Annotated in this window: 20 protein-coding genes; 7 read left to right on the top strand and 13 right to left on the bottom strand. The window is 63.0% G+C overall.

What is annotated here, in order from left to right:
* Positions 1-33 precede the first annotated feature (33 nt).
* From phoB to EEB18_RS00460, 6 genes are all read right to left on the bottom strand, one after another.
* A complete protein-coding gene (gene phoB, locus EEB18_RS00485) occupies positions 34-729 on the bottom strand; it encodes a phosphate regulon transcriptional regulator PhoB (protein ID WP_056350731.1) in 696 nt (231 codons plus the stop codon).
* Positions 729-1,448 (bottom strand): phosphate signaling complex protein PhoU, encoded by a 720-nt coding sequence (gene phoU / locus EEB18_RS00480; protein WP_056350733.1) that lies wholly within the window; start codon positions 1,446-1,448, stop codon positions 729-731. Before phoU ends, phoB begins: the two co-directional genes overlap by 1 nt.
* Positions 1,449-1,472: 24 nt before the next feature.
* Positions 1,473-2,255: a phosphate ABC transporter ATP-binding protein PstB gene (pstB, locus tag EEB18_RS00475; protein ID WP_187142330.1), complete on the bottom strand. Its 783-nt coding sequence runs from the start codon at positions 2,253-2,255 to the stop codon at positions 1,473-1,475.
* A gap of 2 nt (positions 2,256-2,257) precedes the next feature.
* The gene (pstA, locus tag EEB18_RS00470) at positions 2,258-3,514 is read right to left on the bottom strand and encodes a phosphate ABC transporter permease PstA (RefSeq protein WP_056350738.1); all 1,257 of its coding nucleotides are present in this window, start codon (positions 3,512-3,514) and stop codon (positions 2,258-2,260) included.
* Complete coding sequence (gene pstC, locus EEB18_RS00465) at positions 3,507-4,883, bottom strand: phosphate ABC transporter permease subunit PstC (RefSeq protein ID WP_187142329.1); 1,377 nt, start codon at positions 4,881-4,883, stop codon at positions 3,507-3,509. The genes pstA and pstC overlap by 8 nt, the downstream gene beginning before the upstream one ends.
* Before the next feature lie 169 nt (positions 4,884-5,052).
* Positions 5,053-6,102 (bottom strand): substrate-binding domain-containing protein, encoded by a 1,050-nt coding sequence (locus tag EEB18_RS00460; protein WP_187142328.1) that lies wholly within the window; start codon positions 6,100-6,102, stop codon positions 5,053-5,055.
* A 193-nt stretch (positions 6,103-6,295) separates the two neighbouring features.
* Between EEB18_RS00460 and EEB18_RS00455 the strand changes: the two genes are divergently transcribed.
* The 4 genes from EEB18_RS00455 to EEB18_RS00440 all read left to right on the top strand — a co-directional run bounded on the left by EEB18_RS00455 (position 6,296) and on the right by EEB18_RS00440 (position 8,797).
* Complete coding sequence (locus EEB18_RS00455; RefSeq protein WP_187142327.1) at positions 6,296-7,273, top strand: hypothetical protein; 978 nt, start codon at positions 6,296-6,298, stop codon at positions 7,271-7,273.
* Between the two features lie 12 nt (positions 7,274-7,285).
* Positions 7,286-7,774 carry an OmpH family outer membrane protein gene (locus EEB18_RS00450; RefSeq protein WP_187142326.1) on the top strand — a complete coding sequence of 163 codons (489 nt, stop codon included), beginning with the start codon at positions 7,286-7,288 and terminating at the stop codon, positions 7,772-7,774.
* A gap of 1 nt (position 7,775) precedes the next feature.
* Positions 7,776-8,099 carry a putative quinol monooxygenase gene (locus EEB18_RS00445; RefSeq protein WP_262408050.1) on the top strand — a complete coding sequence of 108 codons (324 nt, stop codon included), beginning with the start codon at positions 7,776-7,778 and terminating at the stop codon, positions 8,097-8,099.
* A 143-nt stretch (positions 8,100-8,242) separates the two neighbouring features.
* Positions 8,243-8,797 (top strand): hypothetical protein, encoded by a 555-nt coding sequence (locus tag EEB18_RS00440; protein ID WP_187142324.1) that lies wholly within the window; start codon positions 8,243-8,245, stop codon positions 8,795-8,797.
* Positions 8,798-8,903: 106 nt separating this feature from the next.
* On the opposite strand, the gene EEB18_RS00435 is transcribed toward EEB18_RS00440, so the two are convergent.
* The 5 genes from EEB18_RS00435 to EEB18_RS00415 all read right to left on the bottom strand — a co-directional run bounded on the left by EEB18_RS00435 (position 8,904) and on the right by EEB18_RS00415 (position 14,723).
* Positions 8,904-9,113: a cold-shock protein gene (locus tag EEB18_RS00435; protein ID WP_056350749.1), complete on the bottom strand. Its 210-nt coding sequence runs from the start codon at positions 9,111-9,113 to the stop codon at positions 8,904-8,906.
* A gap of 227 nt (positions 9,114-9,340) precedes the next feature.
* On the bottom strand, positions 9,341-12,241 hold the full coding sequence (gene uvrA, locus EEB18_RS00430; protein ID WP_187142173.1) for an excinuclease ABC subunit UvrA: 2,901 nt from the start codon (positions 12,239-12,241) through the stop codon (positions 9,341-9,343).
* A 147-nt stretch (positions 12,242-12,388) separates the two neighbouring features.
* A complete protein-coding gene (locus tag EEB18_RS00425) occupies positions 12,389-12,772 on the bottom strand; it encodes a hypothetical protein (RefSeq protein ID WP_187142172.1) in 384 nt (127 codons plus the stop codon).
* The gene (locus EEB18_RS00420; protein ID WP_187142171.1) at positions 12,769-13,962 is read right to left on the bottom strand and encodes a hypothetical protein; all 1,194 of its coding nucleotides are present in this window, start codon (positions 13,960-13,962) and stop codon (positions 12,769-12,771) included. The genes EEB18_RS00425 and EEB18_RS00420 overlap by 4 nt, the downstream gene beginning before the upstream one ends.
* The gene (locus EEB18_RS00415; protein ID WP_187142170.1) at positions 13,959-14,723 is read right to left on the bottom strand and encodes a hypothetical protein; all 765 of its coding nucleotides are present in this window, start codon (positions 14,721-14,723) and stop codon (positions 13,959-13,961) included. The genes EEB18_RS00420 and EEB18_RS00415 overlap by 4 nt, the downstream gene beginning before the upstream one ends.
* A 367-nt stretch (positions 14,724-15,090) precedes the next feature.
* Here EEB18_RS00415 and EEB18_RS00410 point away from each other — a divergent pair, with 367 nt between their 5' ends.
* Positions 15,091-17,166: a M13 family metallopeptidase gene (locus EEB18_RS00410; protein WP_187142169.1), complete on the top strand. Its 2,076-nt coding sequence runs from the start codon at positions 15,091-15,093 to the stop codon at positions 17,164-17,166.
* Between the two features lie 145 nt (positions 17,167-17,311).
* Here EEB18_RS00410 and EEB18_RS00405 read toward each other — a convergent pair whose 3' ends face one another.
* Positions 17,312-18,850, bottom strand: coding sequence for a BCCT family transporter (locus tag EEB18_RS00405; protein ID WP_222943132.1), 1,539 nt, complete (start codon positions 18,848-18,850; stop codon positions 17,312-17,314).
* A 132-nt stretch (positions 18,851-18,982) separates the two neighbouring features.
* Here EEB18_RS00405 and EEB18_RS00400 point away from each other — a divergent pair, with 132 nt between their 5' ends.
* On the top strand, positions 18,983-19,354 hold the full coding sequence (locus tag EEB18_RS00400; RefSeq protein WP_187142168.1) for a hypothetical protein: 372 nt from the start codon (positions 18,983-18,985) through the stop codon (positions 19,352-19,354).
* A gap of 28 nt (positions 19,355-19,382) precedes the next feature.
* Here EEB18_RS00400 and EEB18_RS00395 read toward each other — a convergent pair whose 3' ends face one another.
* Positions 19,383-19,898 (bottom strand): hypothetical protein, encoded by a 516-nt coding sequence (locus EEB18_RS00395; RefSeq protein ID WP_187669053.1) that lies wholly within the window; start codon positions 19,896-19,898, stop codon positions 19,383-19,385.
* A 234-nt stretch (positions 19,899-20,132) separates the two neighbouring features.
* Between EEB18_RS00395 and EEB18_RS00390 the strand changes: the two genes are divergently transcribed.
* Positions 20,133-20,468, top strand: coding sequence for a UrcA family protein (locus EEB18_RS00390; protein WP_187142166.1), 336 nt, complete (start codon positions 20,133-20,135; stop codon positions 20,466-20,468).
* The last annotated feature ends 100 nt before the right edge of the window (positions 20,469-20,568 follow it).

The following is a 20,568-nucleotide window of genomic DNA, read 5'->3' as shown; positions in this document are numbered from 1 at the left end:
GCTTCGCTGCGCTCGCAATGACGATGAAAGGGATCAGCCCTTGCCCGCATCCAGCGCATAACCCGCCGAACGCACGGTGCGGATGATGTCCGCGGTGCCCGGCAGGTTGATCGCCTTGCGCAGGCGGCGGATATGGACGTCGACGGTGCGCAGCTCGATGTCGCTGTCCTGTCCCCACACGCTGTCGAGCAATTGTCCGCGCGAGAAGACGCGTCCCGGATGCTCCATGAAATGGCGCAGCAGGCGGAACTCGGTCGGCCCCATGTTCACGATCTGCCCGCCGCGCACCACCTTGTGCGCGACCGAATCGAGTTCGATGTCGGCATAGGTCAGCATCTCGCCGGCGAGCGCGGGGCGCAGGCGGCGGAGCACCGCCTGGACGCGCGCGACCAGCTCGCGCGGGCTGAACGGCTTGGTGACATAATCGTCGGCGCCGGTTTCCAGCCCGCGAATGCGATCCTCTTCCTCGCCGCGCGCGGTGAGCATGATGATCGGCACATTCGCCGATTTCGGGTTGCGGCGCAGGCGGCGGCACACCTCGATCCCGGGCAGGCTTTCGATCATCCAGTCGAGCAGGACGATGTCGGGGACGCGTTCCTCGACGAGGATCAGCGCCTGCTCGCCGTCGGGGGTCTGGCGCACCGAGAAACCTTCGCGGGCGAAATGCCACACGATGAGTTCGGCGATCGCTTCGTCATCTTCGATGAGAAGCAGGTCGGGCTGCGGCATCAGCCTTGCTCCTGTTCCGCGGCGCCGTCCTCGGGCTGCTCGCCGCGTTCGCGTTCGTCCATCTGGCCGCCGGTCACGACATAATAGACCATCTCGGCGATGTTGGTCGCATGGTCGCCCATGCGTTCGAGGTTCTTGGCGACGAACAGCAGGTGTGCGCTTTCCGAGATATATTTCGGATTTTCCATCATGAAGGTCACGAGGGTGCGAAAGATGCTGTTGTAGAAATCGTCGACATTCTTGTCGCGGACGGTCACCCGCACCGCGAGTTCGGCGTCGCGCGCCGCGAAGCTGTCGAGCGCGTCGTGGATCAGCTCGGCGACGATGTTGGACATCGAGATCAGCAGCGGGATCGCCTCGATCGACCGCGTCTGGTCCATCAGCGCGACGCGCTTGGCGATATTCTTGGCATAATCGCCGATGCGCTCGACGACCGACACGATCTTCAGCGCCGCGATCATCTCGCGCAGATCGTCGGCCATCGGGGCCCGAAGGGCGATGGTCTGGACCGCGAGCTGTTCGACTTCGCTTTCGAGCGCGTCAATCTTCTTGTCGTCGCGCACGACCTGTGCCGCGAGTTCGAGGTCGCCCATGTTGAGCGCGGTCATCGCCTGGAGCAGCGCCTGTTCGGCGCGGCCGCCCATCTCGCTGATCAGGCCGCGGAGGCGGTTGAGATCCTCGTCGAACGCCTTGACCGTATGATCATTCACAATCGCCATCGTTCAGTCCTTCAGGGCCGGTGCTTAGCCGTAGCGGCCGGTGATATAGTCCTTGGTGCGTTCCTGCTTCGGGTTGGTGAAGATGTCGGTGGTCTTGCCATATTCGACCAGCGTCCCGAGGTGGAAGAAAGCGGTGCGCTGCGACACGCGGGCCGCCTGCTGCATGTTGTGGGTGACGATCACGATCGCGAAACGGCCGCGCAATTCGTGGATCAGCTCCTCGATCTTGGCGGTCGCGATCGGGTCGAGCGCCGAGCAGGGCTCGTCCATCAGGATGACTTCGGGATCGACCGCGATCGCGCGCGCGATGCACAGGCGCTGCTGCTGGCCGCCCGACAGCGCGGTGCCGCTTTCGCCGAGCCGGTCCTTGACCTCGTCCCACAGGCCGGCGCGGACCAGCGCGCGTTCGACGACGACGTCGAGATCGGCCTTGTTCGGCGCGAGGCCGTGGATGCGCGGGCCATAGCCGACATTGTCATAGATCGACTTGGGAAAGGGGTTCGGTTTCTGGAACACCATGCCGACGCGCGCGCGCAGCTGCACGACGTCCATCGACGGCGCATAGATGTCCTCGCCGTCGAGTTCGATGCGGCCGGTCACCTTGGCGCTGGCGACCGTGTCGTTCATGCGGTTCAGCGAGCGCAGGAAGGTCGACTTGCCGCAGCCCGACGGGCCGATGAAGGCGGTGACCAGGTCGGTGCCGACGTCGATCGACACGTCGTTGATCGCCTGTTTCTCCCCATAGAAGACGTTGACGCCCTGCGCCTTCATCTTGGGATCGAGAATCGTGAGGTCTTCTTGGGTCATGATCACCAGCGTTTTTCGAATTTGTTGCGAAGATAGATCGCGAGGGCGTTCATCGACAGCAAAACGATGAGCAGCACGATGATCGCGGCGGAGGTTTTTTCGACGAAGCCGCGATCGACCTCGTCCGACCAGAGGAAGATCTGCATCGGCAGCACCGTCGCGGGCGAGCACACGCCGCTCGGCACGTCGCCGATGAAAGCGCGCATCCCGATCAGCAGCAGCGGCGCGGTCTCGCCCAGCGCGCGCGCCATGCCGATGATCGTGCCGGTGAGGATGCCGGGCAGCGCGAGCGGCAGGACATGGTGGAACACCACCTGCACCGGGCTGGCACCCACGCCGAGCGCCGCGTCGCGGATCGAGGGCGGCACCGACTTGATCGCGTTGCGGCTGGCGATGACGATCACCGGCATCGTCATCAGCGCCAGCGTCAGTCCGCCGACGAGCGCGCTCGCCTGGCAGATGCCGAACCAGTTGATGAACACCGCGAGCGCGAGCAGGCCGAAGATGATCGAGGGCACCGCGGCGAGATTGTTGATCGACACCTCGATCAGGTCGGTCCAGCGGTTCTTCGGCGCATATTCCTCGAGATAGAGCGCGGCGAGCACCCCGGTCGGGAAGGCGATGAGGAAGGCGATCAGGATCGTCAGCACCGACCCCTTCAATGCACCCCAGATGCCCGCGACCGCGGGGTCGGTGGCGTCGGCGTTCTTGAAGAAGGGCCAGTGGATGCCCGTCGACAGCTTGCCGTCGCGCTCCAGCGCATCGACCTTCGCGCCGAGTTCGCCCTTGGCGCCCTCCTTGGCGGCGATGTCGACCGTGCTCGACGTCGGCAGGTGGAAGACCGTCGCGCCCTTCAGCAGGTCGGGATCGGCCTTGATCGCGGTGCGGACTTCCTTCCACGCATTTTCGCTGATCATCGCCGACCCGCCGTCGCCCAGCGCCTCGTCGGCGGCAAAGGCGACGATGTCGGCGAGGCCGGCGCCCGCGATCACCTGGTCGGCGTCGGCATCGCCCAGCCGCGACGCGTCGACGGTCAGCGGCATCGCCTTGAAATCGACCGGCACTTCGACATTGGTGTAGGTGAAGCCGCGCAGGCCGTTGCCGACCATCGTGAACAGCAGGAAGGCGAGGAACAGGCCCGATAGCAGCACCGCGCCCAGCCCGAGCAGGCGGAACCGGCGCTCGGCGGCATAGCGCCGGGCGATGCGGCCCTGCATCGCGCCGCCCTTCCAGTCGGTGGGGGAGGTTCTATCACTCATAAGCTTCGCGATACTTTTTGACGATGCGCAGGGCGACGATGTTGAGCAGCAGGGTCACGACGAACAGCACGAGGCCGAGCGCGAAGGCGGCGAGCGTCTTGGCGCTGTCGAATTCCTGGTCGCCGGTGAGCAATTTCACGATCTGCGCGGTCACCGTGGTGACGCTGGCAAAGGGGTTGGCGGTCATGTTGGCGGACAGGCCGGCGGCCATCACGACGATCATCGTCTCGCCGATCGCGCGGCTGACCGCGAGCAGGATGCCGCCCATCACGCCGGGCAGCGCGGCGGGGATGAGCACCTGGCGGATCGTTTCGTTCGGGGTCGCGCCGAGCGCGAGCGATCCGTCGCGCATCGCCTGCGGCACCGCGTTGATGCTGTCGTCGGCCATCGACGAGACGAAGGGGATGATCATCACCCCCATCACGATGCCCGCGGCGAGCGCGCTTTCGGTGCTGGCGTTGGGGATGCCGATCATCACCGCGAATTCGCGCAGCGCCGGCGCGACGGTCAGCGCGGCGAAATAGCCGTAGACGACCGTCGGCACGCCCGCGAGGATCTCGAGGCACGGCTTGACCCAGCGGCGCACGCGCGGGTTGGCATATTGGGTCAGATACACCGCGCTCATCATGCCAATGGGAATGGCGACGATCATCGCGATGATCGCGCCGATCAGCACCGTGCCCCAGAACAGCGGGATGCCGCCGAAGGTGTCTTTCACCGGCGCGCCGCTGGTCGGCGCCCAGTTGGTCCCGAACAGCAGTTCGGCCGGCGAGACGAGGCGGAAGAAACGGATCGATTCGAACAGCAGCGACAGCACGATGCCGAAGGTCGTCAGGATCGCGACGAGCGACGCCACCAGCAGCAGCAGCATGACGATCTTTTCGACCCGCGTCCGGGCGCGGAAATCGGGCTTGATCCGCGTGAAGGCGTAAAGCCCGCCCGCGAGCGCCAGCGCCAGCATCGCGGCGATGCCGACCCACGCATAGGTGTGGCTCGCATCGGCATAGGGTTTGACCAGCGGCGCCGCCGCGGGAATGCGCACCGCCGCCTGCCTGCCCGTCGCGACGTTGCGCGCGTCGGACAATATCGCACCGCGTTCGAAGCCGAAGGCGGGCAGCTCTTTCGCCGCCTCGCTCGCCAGCACCGTGTTGGTGACCAGCCCGGGCGACACCGCGCTCCACACGGCAAGGAACAGCGCGGCGGGGGCGAACAGCCACAGCGCGACATACCAACCATGATATTGCGGCCGCGAATGCAGCTTGGCGCCCGCGCGGCCCGCGAGCATCGACGAGCGCGCGCGGCCGGCCAGCCAGCCGATCAGCGCGAGGCCGGCGATCAAAAGCAAAAGGGCGGCGGCGTTGAAGGTCACTTGGTCCTCGTCAACTCGTGAAAATAAAGCGGCATGCCATCCATCCCGCGATCGTCATTGCGAGGAGCGAAGCGACGCGGCAATCCAGAGTAGGCGCAAACCGCTCTGGATTGCTTCGCTTCGCTCGCAATGACGATGGTATTTGATGGTCTGATTACGCTTTACCGACTTACTTCAGCGTCGAACCGTCGAGCGCCGTCATCCCCTTGGCGTTCGCCGCGGCGGTCGCGGCGATGTCCTTGGGCGACACGATCAGGCCCTTGGCGGCGAGGTAGCCGCCTTCGCCCGAACCCTTCAGGAATTCGGCGACATATTCGGCGAGGCCGGGGATCACGCCGATATGCTTCTGCTTGACGTAGATGTAGAGCGGGCGCCAGCCGGGATAGCTGCCGTCGGCGATCGTGGTGTAGGTGGGCGACACGCCCTGCACCGGCACCGCCTTGATCTTGTCCTTGTTGGCGTCGAGATAGCTGAAGCCGAAGATGCCGAGGCTGGTCGGGTTCTTGTCGAGCTTCGAGATGATGAGGTTGTCGTTCTCGCCCTGCTCGACATAGAAGGGCGCGCCGCGCAGCGCGGTGCAGGTCGCTTCGTGCTTGTCCTTGTCGCTGTCCTTCAGCGCCTTCATCTCGGGATTGGCGTCGCAGCCCTTGCCGAGGATCAGCTCCTTGAACGCGTCATAAGTGCCGCTGGTCGACGGCGGGCCAAAGACCGAGATCGCGACCGCGGGAAGGGCGGGGTTGACGTCTTTCCAGGTCTTGGCGGTGTTCGGCTTGCCATAGGGGTTGGCGGCGAGCGCCTTATAGACATCCTCTTCGGACAGCTTGAAGCCGGGGCCGCGTGCGGCCTCGCCCAGCGCGATGCCGTCGATGCCGATCTGGATTTCGACGATGTCGGTCACGCCATTCTTGGCGCAGGTGTCGAATTCCTTCTTCTTGATGCGGCGCGAGGCGTTGGCGATGTCGGGGGTGTCGCCGCCGACGCCCGAACAGAAGCGCTCGAAGCCGCCACCGGTGCCCGTGCTGTCGATCTTGGGGGTCTTGTTGCCGGTCGCCTCGGCGAATTTCTCGCCGACGGTGGTGGCAAAGGGATAGACGGTCGACGAGCCGACCGCGCTGATATAATCGCGCGCCGCGCCGCCCGAGGAGGCCTGGTCCTGGCACGCGGAAAGCGCCAGAGCGCACGTCGCGGCGCCGGCGATAAGGGCGAATTTCTGCAGCATTTGAGAATGTCCTGTCGGGGGTCGCTAACGGACCGAGCCACCACCCCCGCGGCGACTCGCTGAGGGCCATTTGGGGGTTTTGTGTGACGTGTTTGTGACAGGGATTGTCATGGAAGTGTCATGGATGAGGGGTCGCTTTGACAGTCCGAGTACTTTATTTAATGTAGGAAGAGAATAGAGGTTGGGGGCAGGCATGGAGCAGATGAAATTCGTTTTTGACGGCAAGCTAGCGTCAATGCACCGGATGGAGTTTTACGAATCGGCAAGATTTCAATATTCTGCATCTAGGCTATTGGTAAAAATAGACAATTTTCGACGAACGGGATCATTTCCTTCGAAAATTTCTTCAAAAAATATTCACGACATCCAGGTCAGGGCCTTCCAGCAAGGAAGTTTCGGTATCGAAATTTTGATCCCGGCTCTGATGGCAGCCGGTCCCGCCGTGTTCGAGACTTCAGTTTCTGCCATATTCTCGTATGTAGTGGATAGGGTGTTCAAGAGTGCAGATGATGACGTCATCCGCGACGCGCTTTCTACTCAGCGTCAACTTATGGAAACTTTCGATGACACCATACGCGGGCGAGATGACACGATAACCCGGACGTTGGACCTTCTGAGGGATGAAATGGCGCATGAGCGAGAGTTATCTCTCGATAATAAGGAATTATATGAAAGATTGCTTGCAGAGCAAGAGCGTCGCTTGCTTGTGCAGGCCGAAAGAGACGTTTTGCGGAGAATGACTGAAGAGCAGCGTGCAGATTTAGTCACCATGTCGGCTCCTTTGCTCAAGGAAATGAATGTTCCTCTCCGTAGGAGCGCCTCTCATGTTTCGATATCGTCGGTCGTGGACGGGCAACCGCGCAGGCTTCTTTACGCAGATAAGCGAATGACTGATGAGGTCGACGTAGCAGTCGTAGATCGGCATCTGACAACGATCGATATCAATGTCGTACAGTTCAACAAGGAGAATGGGTGGGGCAAATTCCGGAACGAGGAATGGGATGGATTGGCCTCGTTTTCAGTTCCTGCCGACATCCTTGACGAGCTACGCCGAGAACTGGTGGCGGCTATGAGATTAAATGGCGTGTCCGTCGACTGCTATGTGGTTAGAAGTCCCGCGCTGGTGCCTTTGCGGATTATAGTGGTCGATGTAAATCCTATAGATGATTGAGATTGTCCAGAAATGTCTATTGAATTCAGTATAGCTGCAGCATTGGAAGCCGCATCAAGAAAGATTCTAAGGGCATATTTTTCTCCAATAGAGAGATTGCTTGAATTACTGGCACCATCGCTCCATCGGCGATTTCCAAAGACCTTTGGCCCGTTCCTTCCTCCTTCAGTGGACGAGCGGATCGCTCACATTGATACGGCTCGACAGAGCCTGACTTCGGCACTTTCCGCACTGAATGAGATGAAGGAGGAGGCGACGCAGCGAAAATCCGATCTTGAGGCACTCTTGGAAAATCTGAAGAGTGTAAAGTTCGAACACCAGAGTGAGGCGCAAAAGCTCGAATCCATTAGAAGAATGAAGGCGGAGGAGATTTCTGGATTCCAAGAGATGGCGGGAATTGGAAGTAAGAATGTTGAAAGAATTATAGGATTTGTAGGAGGTATATTTGCCTCGTTGATAGCGACTGCGCTTTGGGTTTTCTTTTCTCGTGCTTTCTCGTGAGATGATTGACGGCGACATGATCCTCATCACCGGCCACGTCATCCTCACCCCCGAGCATCGCGAGCGCATGATCGCGCTGGGCGTCGAGCATAGCGCGCGGTCGCGGGCCGAGCCGGGGTGTCTGGCGCATAATTGCCATATCGATGTGGAAAACCCCGACCGCCTCGTCTTCGTCGAGGAGTGGGAAAGCATCGACGCGGTCCACGCCCATTTCGCGGTGCCCGCGTCGGGCGCCTTCGTCGCCGAAATGCGCGCCCTGTCGCCGCAACCGCCAGCGATCCGCATCTATGCCGCCGACGACATCACCGCGAAGCTGATGGGCTAGGAGCGGAACTTCCGCCCAAAGGGTGGGAGTAGCATATTTCGTCGTCATGCCGGGCTTGACCCGGCACCCGCCTTGCCCTTCAGAATAGGCAGGCCCCGGATCAAGTCCGGGGTGACGAGGGAAGCACGGGGGTTTCGGGACATATGAGCGGGTTCGAATTCGTCTTTTCGCTGTTCGGGCTGATCCTCGGCCTCGCGCTCGCCGAGGGGCTGGGCGGGCTGGCGCGCGCGCTCAAGGCGAGCCACCGCGTCCGCATCGGCTGGCCGACCGCGCTGCTCGGGCTGTTCGTGTCGTGCGACGTCGTCACCTTTTGGATGTACGGCTGGGCGGTGCGCGACCTGATCCCGATCAGCTGGCCGGTGCTGTTTGGCGGCTTCCTCGTCACCGCGCTCTATTATGTCGCGGCGTCGCTGGTCTTTCCCGACGATCCCGAGGAATGGACCGACCTCAATGCCCATTTCGACAAGCACCGCCGCAAGGTGATCGGCGCGCTGCTGCTCTGCAATGTGGCGCTGTTCGCGACGGTTATCTGGCTCGACGGCTTTCCGCCGCTGACCCTGCGCAGCCTGGTGATCGCCTGGAGCTTCTTCCCCGTGTCGGCGCTGGCGATCGCGGCGAAGGATCGGCGGGTGACGCTGGGCTGCCTGGTGTGGCTGATCGCGCTCTATCCGCTGTCGGCGGTGTGGGGCGCGGGTTAGCTCCCCTCCCATTTATGGGAGGGGTTGGGGAGGGCCGGTTCGCCGCTCGATCCGATGGGACAAGCCCTCCCCAAACCCCTCCCGCAAGCGGGAGGGGCTTAAGTTCTTAAAGCGCGACGAGGTTGACGGCGCTGGTCTTGCCCTTGCGCGGGTCGGTTTCCTCGTCATAGCTGACCTTCTGATTGTCCTTCAGGTCGCCGAGGCCCGAGCGTTCGACCGCCGAGATGTGCACGAAGACGTCACCGCCGCCGCTGTCGGGGGTGATGAAGCCATAGCCCTTGGTGCTGTTGAACCATTTGACGGTACCGGTAGCCATTTTTAGATATCTCCACGAACTGCGTGGACGATATGCCGACGCGTTGCCGCAGCCTTTTGCCATAAGATGAACGGAAAGCCAGCGAGAAATGGCGATGGCGTGCTGTGTTTCAAACGAGGACGTTATCCCCCTCCCACTTGTGGGAGGGGCCAGGGGAGGGCCTGTTTCGCCGATAGGGAAGGTCACAGACCCTCCCCAAACCCCTCCCTGAAGGGAGGGGCTTCAAATTACTTCGCCGCCGCCAGCATCGGCGCCAGATATTGCCCCGTATAGCTGCGCGGGTTCTTCGCGACCTGCTCGGGCGTGCCCGCCGCGACGACCTCACCGCCCTTGACCCCGCCTTCGGGGCCCATGTCGACGATATGGTCGGCGGTCTTGATGACGTCGAGATTATGCTCGATCACGATCACGCTGTTGCCCTGTTCGACCAGCGCCTGCAGCACTTCGAGCAATTTGCGGACATCCTCGAAATGCAGCCCGGTGGTCGGCTCGTCGAGGATGTAGAGCGTCTGCCCGGTCGAGCGGCGCGACAATTCCTTGGCCAGCTTGACGCGCTGCGCCTCGCCGCCCGACAGGGTCGTCGCCTGTTGCCCGACCTTGATGTACCCCAGGCCGACGCGCACCAGCATCGCCATCTTCTCGCGGATCGACGGCACCGCCTTGAAGAACTCCGCCGCATCCTCGACGGTCATGTCGAGCACGTCGGCGATGCTGTACCCCTTGAACTTCACCTCCAGCGTTTCGCGGTTGTAGCGTTTGCCGTGGCACGTCTCGCACGTCACATAGACGTCGGGCAGGAAGTGCATCTCGATCTTGATGAGGCCATCGCCGGTGCAGGTCTCGCAGCGCCCGCCCTTGACGTTGAAGCTGAAACGCCCGGGTTTGTAGCCGCGCGCCTGGCTTTCGGGCAGCCCCGCGAACCAGTCGCGGATGATCGTGAAGGCGCCCGTATAAGTGGCGGGGTTCGATCGCGGGGTGCGCCCGATCGGCGACTGGTCGATGTCGATGACCTTGTCGCAATGCTCCAGCCCCTTGAGGCTGTCGTGCGGCCCCGCGACCATCCGCGCGCCGTTGAGTACGCGCGCCGCGCTGGCGTAGAGCGTGTCGATGATCAGGCTCGACTTGCCGCTTCCCGACAGGCCGGTAACGCAGGTGAAGGTGCCGAGCGGGATCTTGACCGTGACATTGTCGAGATTGTTCGCGCGCGCGCCCTTGAGCACGAGGTCGAAGCCATTGCCCTTGCGGCGGTGCTTCGGGATGTCGATCTTCTTCGCGCCGGTGAGATAGGCTGCGGTCAGGCTGTTCTTGTTCGCGAGCACCTGTTCGAGCGTGCCCTCGGCGACGATTTCGCCGCCGTGGAGTCCCGCGCCGGGCCCCATGTCGACGATATAATCGGCGTGCCGGATCGCATCCTCGTCATGCTCGACGACGATGACGGTGTTGCCGAGGTCGCGGAGACGCTTGAGCGTCGCGAGCAGCCGGTCGTTGTCGCGCTGGTGAAGCCCGATGCTCGGTTCGTCGAGGACGTACAGCACCCCCGACAGGCCGCTGCCGATCTGGCTGGCGAGGCGGATGCGCTGGCTTTCGCCGCCGCTGAGCGTCCCGCTGGTGCGGTTGAGGTTGATATAATCGAGCCCGACATTGTTGAGGAAGCCCAGCCGCGCGTTGATTTCCTTCAGGATCGCCTTGGCGATCTGCTGCTGGGTGTCGTTCAGTTTTTCGTCGAGGGTCGAGAACCATTCGAGCGCGTCGGCGACCGAGCGCTGCGCCGACAGGCTGATGTCCTCGCCGGCGATCTTCACCGCGAGCGGTTCGGGGCGCAGGCGTGCGCCGTGGCACGTCTCGCACGGCTGCGGCGTCTGATATTTGCTCAGCTCCTCGCGCATCCACGCGCTTTCGGTCTGGAGCAGGCGGCGGTTGAGGTTGCCGATGACGCCCTCGAACGCCTTGTGCGTCGTATAGCTGCGTTTGCCGTCCTTGAAGGTCAGTTCGACGGGCTTGCCGCCGGTGCCATAGAGGATGACCAACTGCACCTCGCCGGGCAGGTCCTGCCAGGGCGTCGTCAGGTCGAAACCATAGGCTTTGCCAAGGCTTTCGAGCACTTGCATATAATAAGGCGAGGGCGGGTTCGATTTCGCCCACGGCACCACCGCGCCCTTTTTCAGGCTCAGCGCATGGTTCGGCACTACAAGGTCTGGGTCAAACTCCTGCCGCTCCCCCAACCCGTCACACGCGGGGCAGGCGCCCTGCGGCGCGTTGAAGCTGAACAGCCGCGGTTCGATCTCGGCGATCGTGAAGCCCGACACGGGACAGGCGAATTTCTCCGAGAAGATCAACCGGTTCGCGGGGATGCCCGCGCCCTTCATCGCGCCGCCGGTGTCTTCCTCTTCGCGCCCCGGCACCGGGCCGTCGGCGAGGTCGACATAGGCGAGCCCCTCGGCGAGCTTCAGCGCGGTCTCGAAACTGTCGGCGAGCCGCGTGCCGAGGCCTTCGCGCACCGCGATGCGGTCGACGACGACCTCGATGTCATGTTTGTATTTCTTGTCGAGCGCGGGGGCGTCGCCGATCTCGTAAAATTCGCCGTCGATGCGGACGCGCGTGAAGCCGTCCTTCTGCCACTGCGCGAGTTCCTTCTTATACTCGCCCTTGCGGCCGCGAACGACGGGGGCGAGCAGATAGGCCCGCGTGCCCTCGGGCAATTCCATCACGCGGTCGACCATCTGGCTGACCGTCTGCGCGCTTATCGGTTCGCCGGTGGCGGGCGAATAGGGAATGCCGACGCGCGCCCACAGCAGGCGCATATAGTCGTAGATTTCGGTCACCGTCGCGACCGTCGAGCGCGGGTTCCGCGACGTCGTCTTCTGCTCGATGCTGATCGCCGGCGACAGCCCGTCGATATGCTCGACGTCGGGCTTCTGCATCATCTCGAGGAACTGGCGCGCGTAAGCCGACAGGCTCTCGACATAGCGCCGCTGGCCCTCGGCATAGATGGTGTCGAAGGCGAGGCTCGACTTGCCGCTACCCGACAGGCCGGTGATGACGACCAGCGCGTCGCGCGGCAGGTCGACGTTCACGCCCTTCAGATTATGCTCGCGCGCACCGCGCACGGAGATGTGGGTGAGACTCATGGGAGGGGTGTGTTCCAGATTTGTTCTTTGCGCGCAAGGGGGCGCGTTCGCTTGAAGATAAGAACAGCTGGGCTGACTCGCAATGTATTGGGGCGCCGCCACCGCGGAATGACGTCGCGCCGTGATTCCGTCGAGAATGCGGATTCGCTATGTGTCGTTGTCGATCGAAATATCCGCCTCGATCATCGGCGATGCGACGACAATCGTCTGGCCCGACAGGCCCCTCAGCCGCACAGTATACCGTTCATCGGGCAGAATTCGGGCAATTTCGCCGGGCCAGTAAGCATCAGTGCCAAGTCGCCGGACACGGATCGCGCTGCCCACCGGAAAATCGGCATTCGAAACCATGAGCGCCGCGGACAAGTGGATATCGGCAGAGTTGGTGACGGGGTATTCGCCGGGCGCATCGACTCGCTTGACCCCAACGTACTGCATTAATTCCGACCAAGGCTTCACCACAACGGCCGAGCGCCACACGCCGGCAAGCCTTGCCTCAACCAAATCATCCGGCTTATAGTCCTTAAGGTTCATGGCCCCGTCCCATCCCCGCTGCCCGGCGTCGAACCGGAGTATGTCGATTTGTTGGCCGCGATCGTCGCATTCACGATGCCTGTCGCCGCCCCGTCACCCGCTCTTAGTTTTGCAAAATTGGCAACCACCGTATCGCCGATCTGGAAAAGGCTGTTCCGAAACGCTTGGTTTTTGGCGGCATCGGCGGCGATCGCAATTTCGGGGTCGGATAGCAAACTGTCTGGCGTAAAGGCGATTTGAGACGGAGCACCACCCTGTCCGGGCGTCAGCGCCACCGGCGCTCCATATGCCGCGGCGACCGTGGACACCGCTAGCGTCGATAACTTCTTTACCATGTCCGCAGTCGCACGTCCATCGAACACAAAACCTTTCACCGAAAAATCGGCCGTATTATTCAATTTCAGGGCGACGCTGGTGTTGCCTCCAAAGCCGCGACCAAACGCATGGTTGTAGTTCGGCGCCCAAGCCGAATCTCCGGCTCTCGTAACGAAATAGGCGTGCGGCAGATAATTTAATAACGTGCCGTCACCGACCACAGACGGCGAAGCCGACTGCGTTACTTGTTTTTGAGCGATGTCTTCTGCCGTTTCTGCCTGAACTTCCAACTTGGGATATTTTAGATTGGAGCAAGTTCCAATTCGCTCTGCGGCCACATAGCCTCGTATATTCTCGGCATGCTGGTCATAGGCCATCTGCCAGATCATCAGCGCCGCTTTTGCCTCATCGGGAAGCGGCGTAGCCCACACGTTCTGCGAATTACGAGATTGTTGAAACCCGCTCAGTCCCGCGAAAGACGAAAGCGACGGAATGGACGCGCGAGCCTGTTTATCAGCTTCTTCCAGGGCCGGACGCTCACGATCGATGATGCGATGAATAGGTGAGAGATCGGCTTTCAAGCTTCTCAACAAGGTGTTGGCATCCGCCGCGCCGGCGGCTTCGTTAGACGCTATTTTCAAGTCATAGCAGGTATCGACAAAAGCGATCATGCTGGCTTGGGAGACCGACAAAACGCGCCCTGCTCTCGAATGTCCGCCGCTCGCTAGTTCGTTAATGTCTTGCAACATGCGGGCCTCGGTTACCGCTGCTGCGGCGTAGGCCGGATTCATCACATCCACCTGAACGGTCAGATTGCTGGTACAACCACAAAGCAAAAAGAATGCGGTTACCAAAATGGGGAAGAGGCGGCTCATTGTTGAAGCCCGCGGGGCTGCCTTGCGAACCATGCGTTCGCCTCGGCGATGGTTGTGAACCCGGGTGGCGCCTGCGGCGCTATCCCAGCTGCCGCGGCGCGCAGGATCGCAAGCCAGCGTTGCTCCTGCTGTGCCGGCGTGAGCGGGGCACCTGCGGCGCCCGTTATTTTTGACAGCGCATCGATCGTATCCATCGTTGCACGCCGCTGCTGCGTAGTGGTGGAGGTCGTCGCTTCGATAATGGCTGCATCCCTGCGCTTCTCTTTGGTTGCGAGATACATAACCGACTGCATGACGACGTCGCTTTCGCTGAAAGCACCGATGGTGTTCGCGATCGCGTCGGCGTTTGTGCTCAGCAGCAGTACGAAGGCACCTTTTTTTCCGCTGTCATTTCCGATCGGGATCGTCGCGAGCCGTTGTTCACGTTTGGCCGCGCACGCCGCGGGATCGAGGTCGGCGCAGTCGAATCCGTTAAAAAAAGAAGGTGCGGCGCCGAAGCCCTTCGAACTGTCCAGCGGTGTCGATTGCACTTCGTTAAAGAACAGGTCGATGGCGCGTTCATCATAGTATCCCGACAGATAACGGGCGTTGGTGTTGATTGCCTCTCCGCTCACTGTGACGCGGAATATATTGACGACTTCGCCGTTACTTTTGTCGACTGTCGCGAAATGATGAACATCGCCAAACGTCGCGGTGCACCCAGGCAATCCGACCATTATGGCCAATCCTGCAAGATAGCAGCGAACCGCTGTCTTTCTCATATGCTCTCCCCCCGAACAGCAGTAAATATTGTGCTCCACGCTGCAACCTAAAATCTTTATCACCCAGACCGCACGCGAATTCAATCTTCGATACACTAATTCGATCCCTTCGTCTAACGGCTACGCTATTTGATTGCGCCTGGTCGCGGCATTGTCAGAAGACGGGTGAAGACCGAGCACGGCGTATGAAGCCGCCGATTTATCGCGCCAATTATCGTTCAAGTGGCGGCACTCGATCTTCCACCAAACAGCCAGGATATTCGACGAATGCCTGGGCGGTTCGCTTGACCCCTGCAGGTTGCGAGCAGACAAGCAAAGCTATGTTGCCTGCGCGACGTGTTCGCGTGGCAAGCAAAGGAGCTGGGGAATGAAGAAATTTTTGACGGGGGCCGCGGGCCTTGCGATTGCGGCGACGTTGGTCGCGGTGCCAGTATTGGCGAACGACATGGCGCCCTTCGCGTCGCTGAAGGCCGAGGCGGGCGAGGCGTCGGCGAAGGATGATGCGTCGCTCAAGGCCTTGACCTTCGGCGCTTGGGGCGTCGACCTCGGCGCGCGCGACACGTCGGTGAAGCCGGGCGACGATTTCGACCGTTTCGCCAATGGCGGCTGGTTCGCCAAGACCGAGATTCCGGCCGACCAGGCATCGGCGGGAGTCGATTACGATGTGTATAACCTGACCCAGCGCCAGCTGCGCCAGGTCGTCACCGGGGCGCCGGGGACGAGCCAGGTCGGGGGATTGTACCAGAGCTTCACCGACGAGGCGCGGGTCGAAGCGCTCGGCGCCAAGCCGCTGATGGCCGATCTCGCGCACGTCGCGGCGATCAAGGACAAGGCCGAAATGGCGCGCTTCATGGGCGCGTCGCAGGGCGCCTTCGGCATGACGATCGTCGGCGGTGGTCCTTACGCGGACACCGACGATCCGACGATCAACGTGCTGTGGCTGGGGCAGGGCGGGCTGGGCCTGCCCGAGCGCGAATATTATCTCGACGACCAGTTCAAGCCTCAGCGCGACGCGTACCGCGCCTATATCGTCCGCACGCTCGGCATGACGGGGACCAAGAACCCCGAAGCCGCCGCCGACGCGATCCTGGCCTATGAGACCGAGATCGCCAAGGTCAGCTGGAAGATCGCCGACCGCCGCGACATCGGCAAGATCAACAACCCGATGTCGTCTGCCGAACTCGCCGCCTATGCGCCGGGGCTCGACTGGGACGCGTGGTTCGCGGGGGCGGGGATCGCGCCGCAAAAGCGGATCATCGTCAACGAGACGACCGCGATCCGCGACATCGCCGCGCTGTACGCCAAGACACCGCTCGATACGCTGAAGCTGTGGCAGCAATTCCATGTCGCCAATCAGGCGGCGCCCTATCTGTCGAAGGCGTTCGTCGACAGCCGCTTCGATTATACCAAGGTGCTGAGCGGGGTCAGCGAACTGCGTCCGCGCTGGAAGCGCGGGCTGACCCTTGTCGACGGCAGCCTTGGCGAGCTGGTCGGCGAAACCTATTCGCACGAATATTTCCCCGCGAGCGCCAAGGCGAAGATGGAGACGCTCGTCGCCAATCTGAAGCTGGCGATGGGCGACCGGATTCGCGCCAACAGCTGGATGGCACCCGCGACCAAGCAGGCGGCGCTGACGAAGCTCGAGCGGATGGACGTGATGGTCGGCTATCCCGACAAATGGCGCGATTATTCAGGGCTGAAGATCGATCCGGCGGACCTTTACGGCAATGTGAAGCGCAGCGGTCAGTTCGAATATGCCTATGGCCTGTCGGACCTGAACAAGCCGGTCGACCGCAAGAAATGGTCGATGAACCCGCAGGAGGTGAACGCGTATAATGGCGGGCTGGAGAACAAGATCGTGTTCCCGGCCGGCATCTTGCAGGCTCCCTATTTCAGCGAGAGCGTCGACGATGCGGTCAATTATGGCGCGATCGGCGCGGTGATCGGGCACGAGATCGTCCATGGTTTCGACGACCAGGGGCGCAAGATCGACGCCAATGGCGCGGTGCGCGACTGGTGGACGCCCGAGGATGCGGCGCGCTTCGATGCGGCGGCCAAGGCGTTCGGGGCGCAATATGCGACCTATGAGGCGGCGCCCGGGGCGTTCATCAACCCCGACCTGACGATGGGCGAGAATATCGCCGATCTCGCGGGGCTGGAGGTCGCGTACGACGCCTATCACCGCTCGCTGGGCGGCAAGGAAGCGCCGGTGATCGACGGGCTGACCGGCGACCAGCGCTTCTTCCTCGCCTTCGCCCAGGCCTGGCGCGACAAGGCGCGCGAGGATTCGATCAAGCAGCAGGTGGCGAGCGATCCGCACAGCCCGGCGCGCTGGCGGATCATCGGGCCGGTACGCAACGTCGACGCCTGGTATACGGCGTTCGGCGTCGATGCCGGGGCCAAATATTATTTGAAGCCCGCGGATCGCACGAAGATATGGTGATCTGACATCCTTCCTGCCGCAAAGCGGTAGGGAGGGGGACCGCGCTCGAAGGGCGTGGTGGAGGGGCGGAGGCGTCGCGCCATTGCCCCTCCGTCAGCGCTCCGCGCTGCCACCTCCCCATGGCTGCGCCACAAGGAGGATATCTTCAGTCTTCCGGAACGACGGGGGCGGCGGTCGGCCGTCCCCGCAGCGCCATCACGCCCAGCGACAGCGCCGCGCCGACGATCACGAACAGCGCGGGAAAGCCTCCGAGCACCGACATCATGCGGATGCCGTCGAGCCCCGCCGCAGCGACGAGCACCATCGCGACCAGCCCGACGGTGACGCCCCAGACGATCTGGATCCACAGCGGCGCTTCGGGGCGCTCGGGGGTGATGCCGTGCGTCGACAGCGCGCTCATCGCCGACACATTGGCGTCGGCGCCCGCGACGTAAGACAGGAAGATTGCGAACAATACGATCGCGGTCACGACGGATCCGCCGCCGAGCGCGTCGAACAGGCGGAACAGTACGGGGTCGGGACCCTGCGTCGACAGGATCGCATAAAGGCTGGCACCGCTTTGCTGGTCGAGGATGATCGTCGCACCCGCGATCGCGGTCATCCACACCGCGCCGAACAGCGCGGGGAGGATCAGGTTGAACAGGATGAAGGCGCGGACGCTGTAACCGACCGCGAGGCGGCCGAGGAACAGCGCGGTCACCGGCGCCCAGGCGAACCAGTTCGCCCAGTTGAAGATCGTCCATTGCCGGTGCCAATCGCGGTCGACGTCGAGCCCGAGGTTGCGCGGTACGAAGGTGCCGACATAGTCGGCGCCGCCGCGCAGCGACAGGCCGAGCATCTCGGCGGTCGGTCCGGCGAGAAGCACGAAGGCGATGATCGCGAAGAAGATCCAGGTGTTGAGTACCGACAGCCCGGCGATGCCCTTCTGCAAGCCCGTCGCGGCCGAGATCAGGAAGCTGGCGACGATCGCGATCATGATGCCCCAGCGCAATCCCGGGCCGCCAGCAAAGCCGCCGAGCCCTTCGATTCCGCCCGCGAGCGCCAATATGCCGGCGCCCATCGACGCGGCCATGCCGGCGACGAGCGCATAGAGGCAGATGATGTCGATCCCCGATCCGACCGGTCCGTGGGCGCGCTGGCCGATCAGCGGAACGAACAGCGACGACAGGCTGAACGGTTCGCCGCGGTTGTAATAGACGAGCGCGAAGGCGAGCGCGGCGACGGTGTAGATCCCATAGGGCGTCAGCGTCCAGTGGAGGAACATCGTCGACATCGCGAAGGCCGCGGCGCCGTCGCTGCCCGGTTGCAGCCCCAGCATCGCGGGCGGGGTGTTGAGATGGAACAAGGGCTCGGCGGCGCCCCAGAACAGGATGCCGGTGGCGATGGTGGTGCACAGCATGACCGCGAACCAGCGCCAGCGGCCGAGCAGCGGCTTCGCATCGGGGCCGCCGATGATCGTCCTGCCGAGCGGAGACAGCGCGACGGCGGCGAGCAGGACGAGGAAAGCGACCCCCGCCACCGCGAAGACCGGGCCGAGCCAGAGGAGGACCCAGTCGTTGATCGCGACCTCGGCCTCGAAAAAGGCCGCGCGCTGCCACAGGCTGAACCCCACCGCCGCGGCAAGGATAGCGAGCGGTACGAAGAAGACCGGGCGGTTGATGCGGCGCGGCAGTGCGGCTGGCAAAGGCTGGTGTCGCTTGACAGGGGGAAGGGGCGCCCAGCATGACGTGGCGGGCGCGATCGGTCAAATCCGGGCGGAACGGCCAGCGTGCATGCGCGTTTGAATCGACGGACAAGACTCGCAAGGAGAGCTTCGATGACCAGGAAGATTTTGACGGCGGTTGGCGCATTGGCGCTGATCGCCGGGACGCAGGCCGCGGCGTTTGAGCCGCTGCCCGACGGCACCACGACCGAGGAACGGGCCAGCACCGCGCGGCTCAACGCCGAACAACGCGCCCGCGCCGAGGCCGAGCGGGCAGCTTATGAACATCAACTCGCCACCATCGCGCAGCAGGAAGCCAATTCGCAGGCGACCTTCGCGCAGGAAACCGCCGACTATGAAGCGGAAAAGGCGCGGGTTGCCGCGATGTCGGCCGAAGAGCGGATCAAGTGGGAGGCCGACGTCGCAGCATGCAAGGCCGGCGACACGACGCGTTGTGCGCCGCCCGCGGTGCCGCCGCAGCCCTGACCGCGGACCAGTCACCATGGCCCACCTTTTATTGCGGGGGCGCGGTTCCGACCGGCGGCATTTCGGCCGAAGGCGTCGTTGCCATCACGATGGGCGGCGCGCCGCTTTCCGGTTGTGACGACGCCGGGGGTGAGGGCGGCTGTGCCTGTGCGGTGGGGACAGGCGACTGCATCACGATAATCTTCGCAGCGTCGGGATCGTCGAAGCTGCCGCCGTAGCGATAATCGTCGGCCGGTTCGTCGGCATAATCGATCGCGACGGCGCCGAGTTCGCGAAATTCGCCGTCCATTCGGTCTTCGCGGGCGAATTTCGCGCGCATGCCCGATCCATATCCCTCGCCGCAGCCATCGCAAGGCACGACCGGCCGGGTTTCGACCCGCAAGGCGTCGGGGTTGCCGGTGAGCTCGGCATAAGAGGCGCCGTCATCGCGGCCGCCGTTCATCCCGCCGGTCGCCATCTGCCCAAGCAACAGGCCACCGATGGCGCCGAGGCCGGCGACCCCCAGCCATGCCAGGACTTTGAGCGGTGCCCCTTTTTCGGTCATGGCCGATAAACGCGGCGGGATCATTCGGGTTGCATCGTCGATCGTGTGCGCCTTTGGCCATTCGTCGACGACCGAACGCGCTTCGTCTGCCAATCGAGCGCTCGTTCCAGCCGGTCGAACCCCGACTGCGCGGCGCGGGAAAAGCCCATATCTCTTCAAATGCGGGATACGGGGGCGGTGGCCTTCCCCGGTCCAGGTCCTCGTATCCCGCATCCCCCAAGAGAGGACTCCCCCATGGCGAAACTGACCCTGATCCTGCTGGCGGCACCCATCGCGCTCACCAGCCTTTCCCTTCCTGCCGCCGCGCAGGAGAAAAAGACCGTGATCGTTCGCTACGACGATCTCAATATTTCGAGCGTGTCGGGTCGCGAGCGACTGAACACGCGCGTCAAGATGGCGGTGCGCGACGTTTGCGGCACCCGCCTCGCGCAGGGGCTGCGTGCCCAGCAAAAGGCACGCTATTGCGAAGATATCGCGATGAACGACGCCGACGTGAAACTCGCCGCGCTGTTCAACGGCGACGGCACGGCGCTCGCCTCGCGCGGCCCGGTGATCGTCGCCGCGCCCTGACGATGTCCCACGGCCATTGGCCGGAAAAGAAGGCGGTCATGCCCCAGCATGGCCGCCTTTTTGCGTAAGGGACCCGGAATCGTGCGACGAGCCGACGCTT

The organism is Sphingopyxis sp. OPL5, assembly GCF_003797775.2.
In the GTDB taxonomy this organism is placed as follows: domain Bacteria; phylum Pseudomonadota; class Alphaproteobacteria; order Sphingomonadales; family Sphingomonadaceae; genus Sphingopyxis.
The sequence above is the reverse complement of the archived record's forward strand: the minus strand, read 5'-3'. Positions and strand labels throughout refer to the sequence as shown.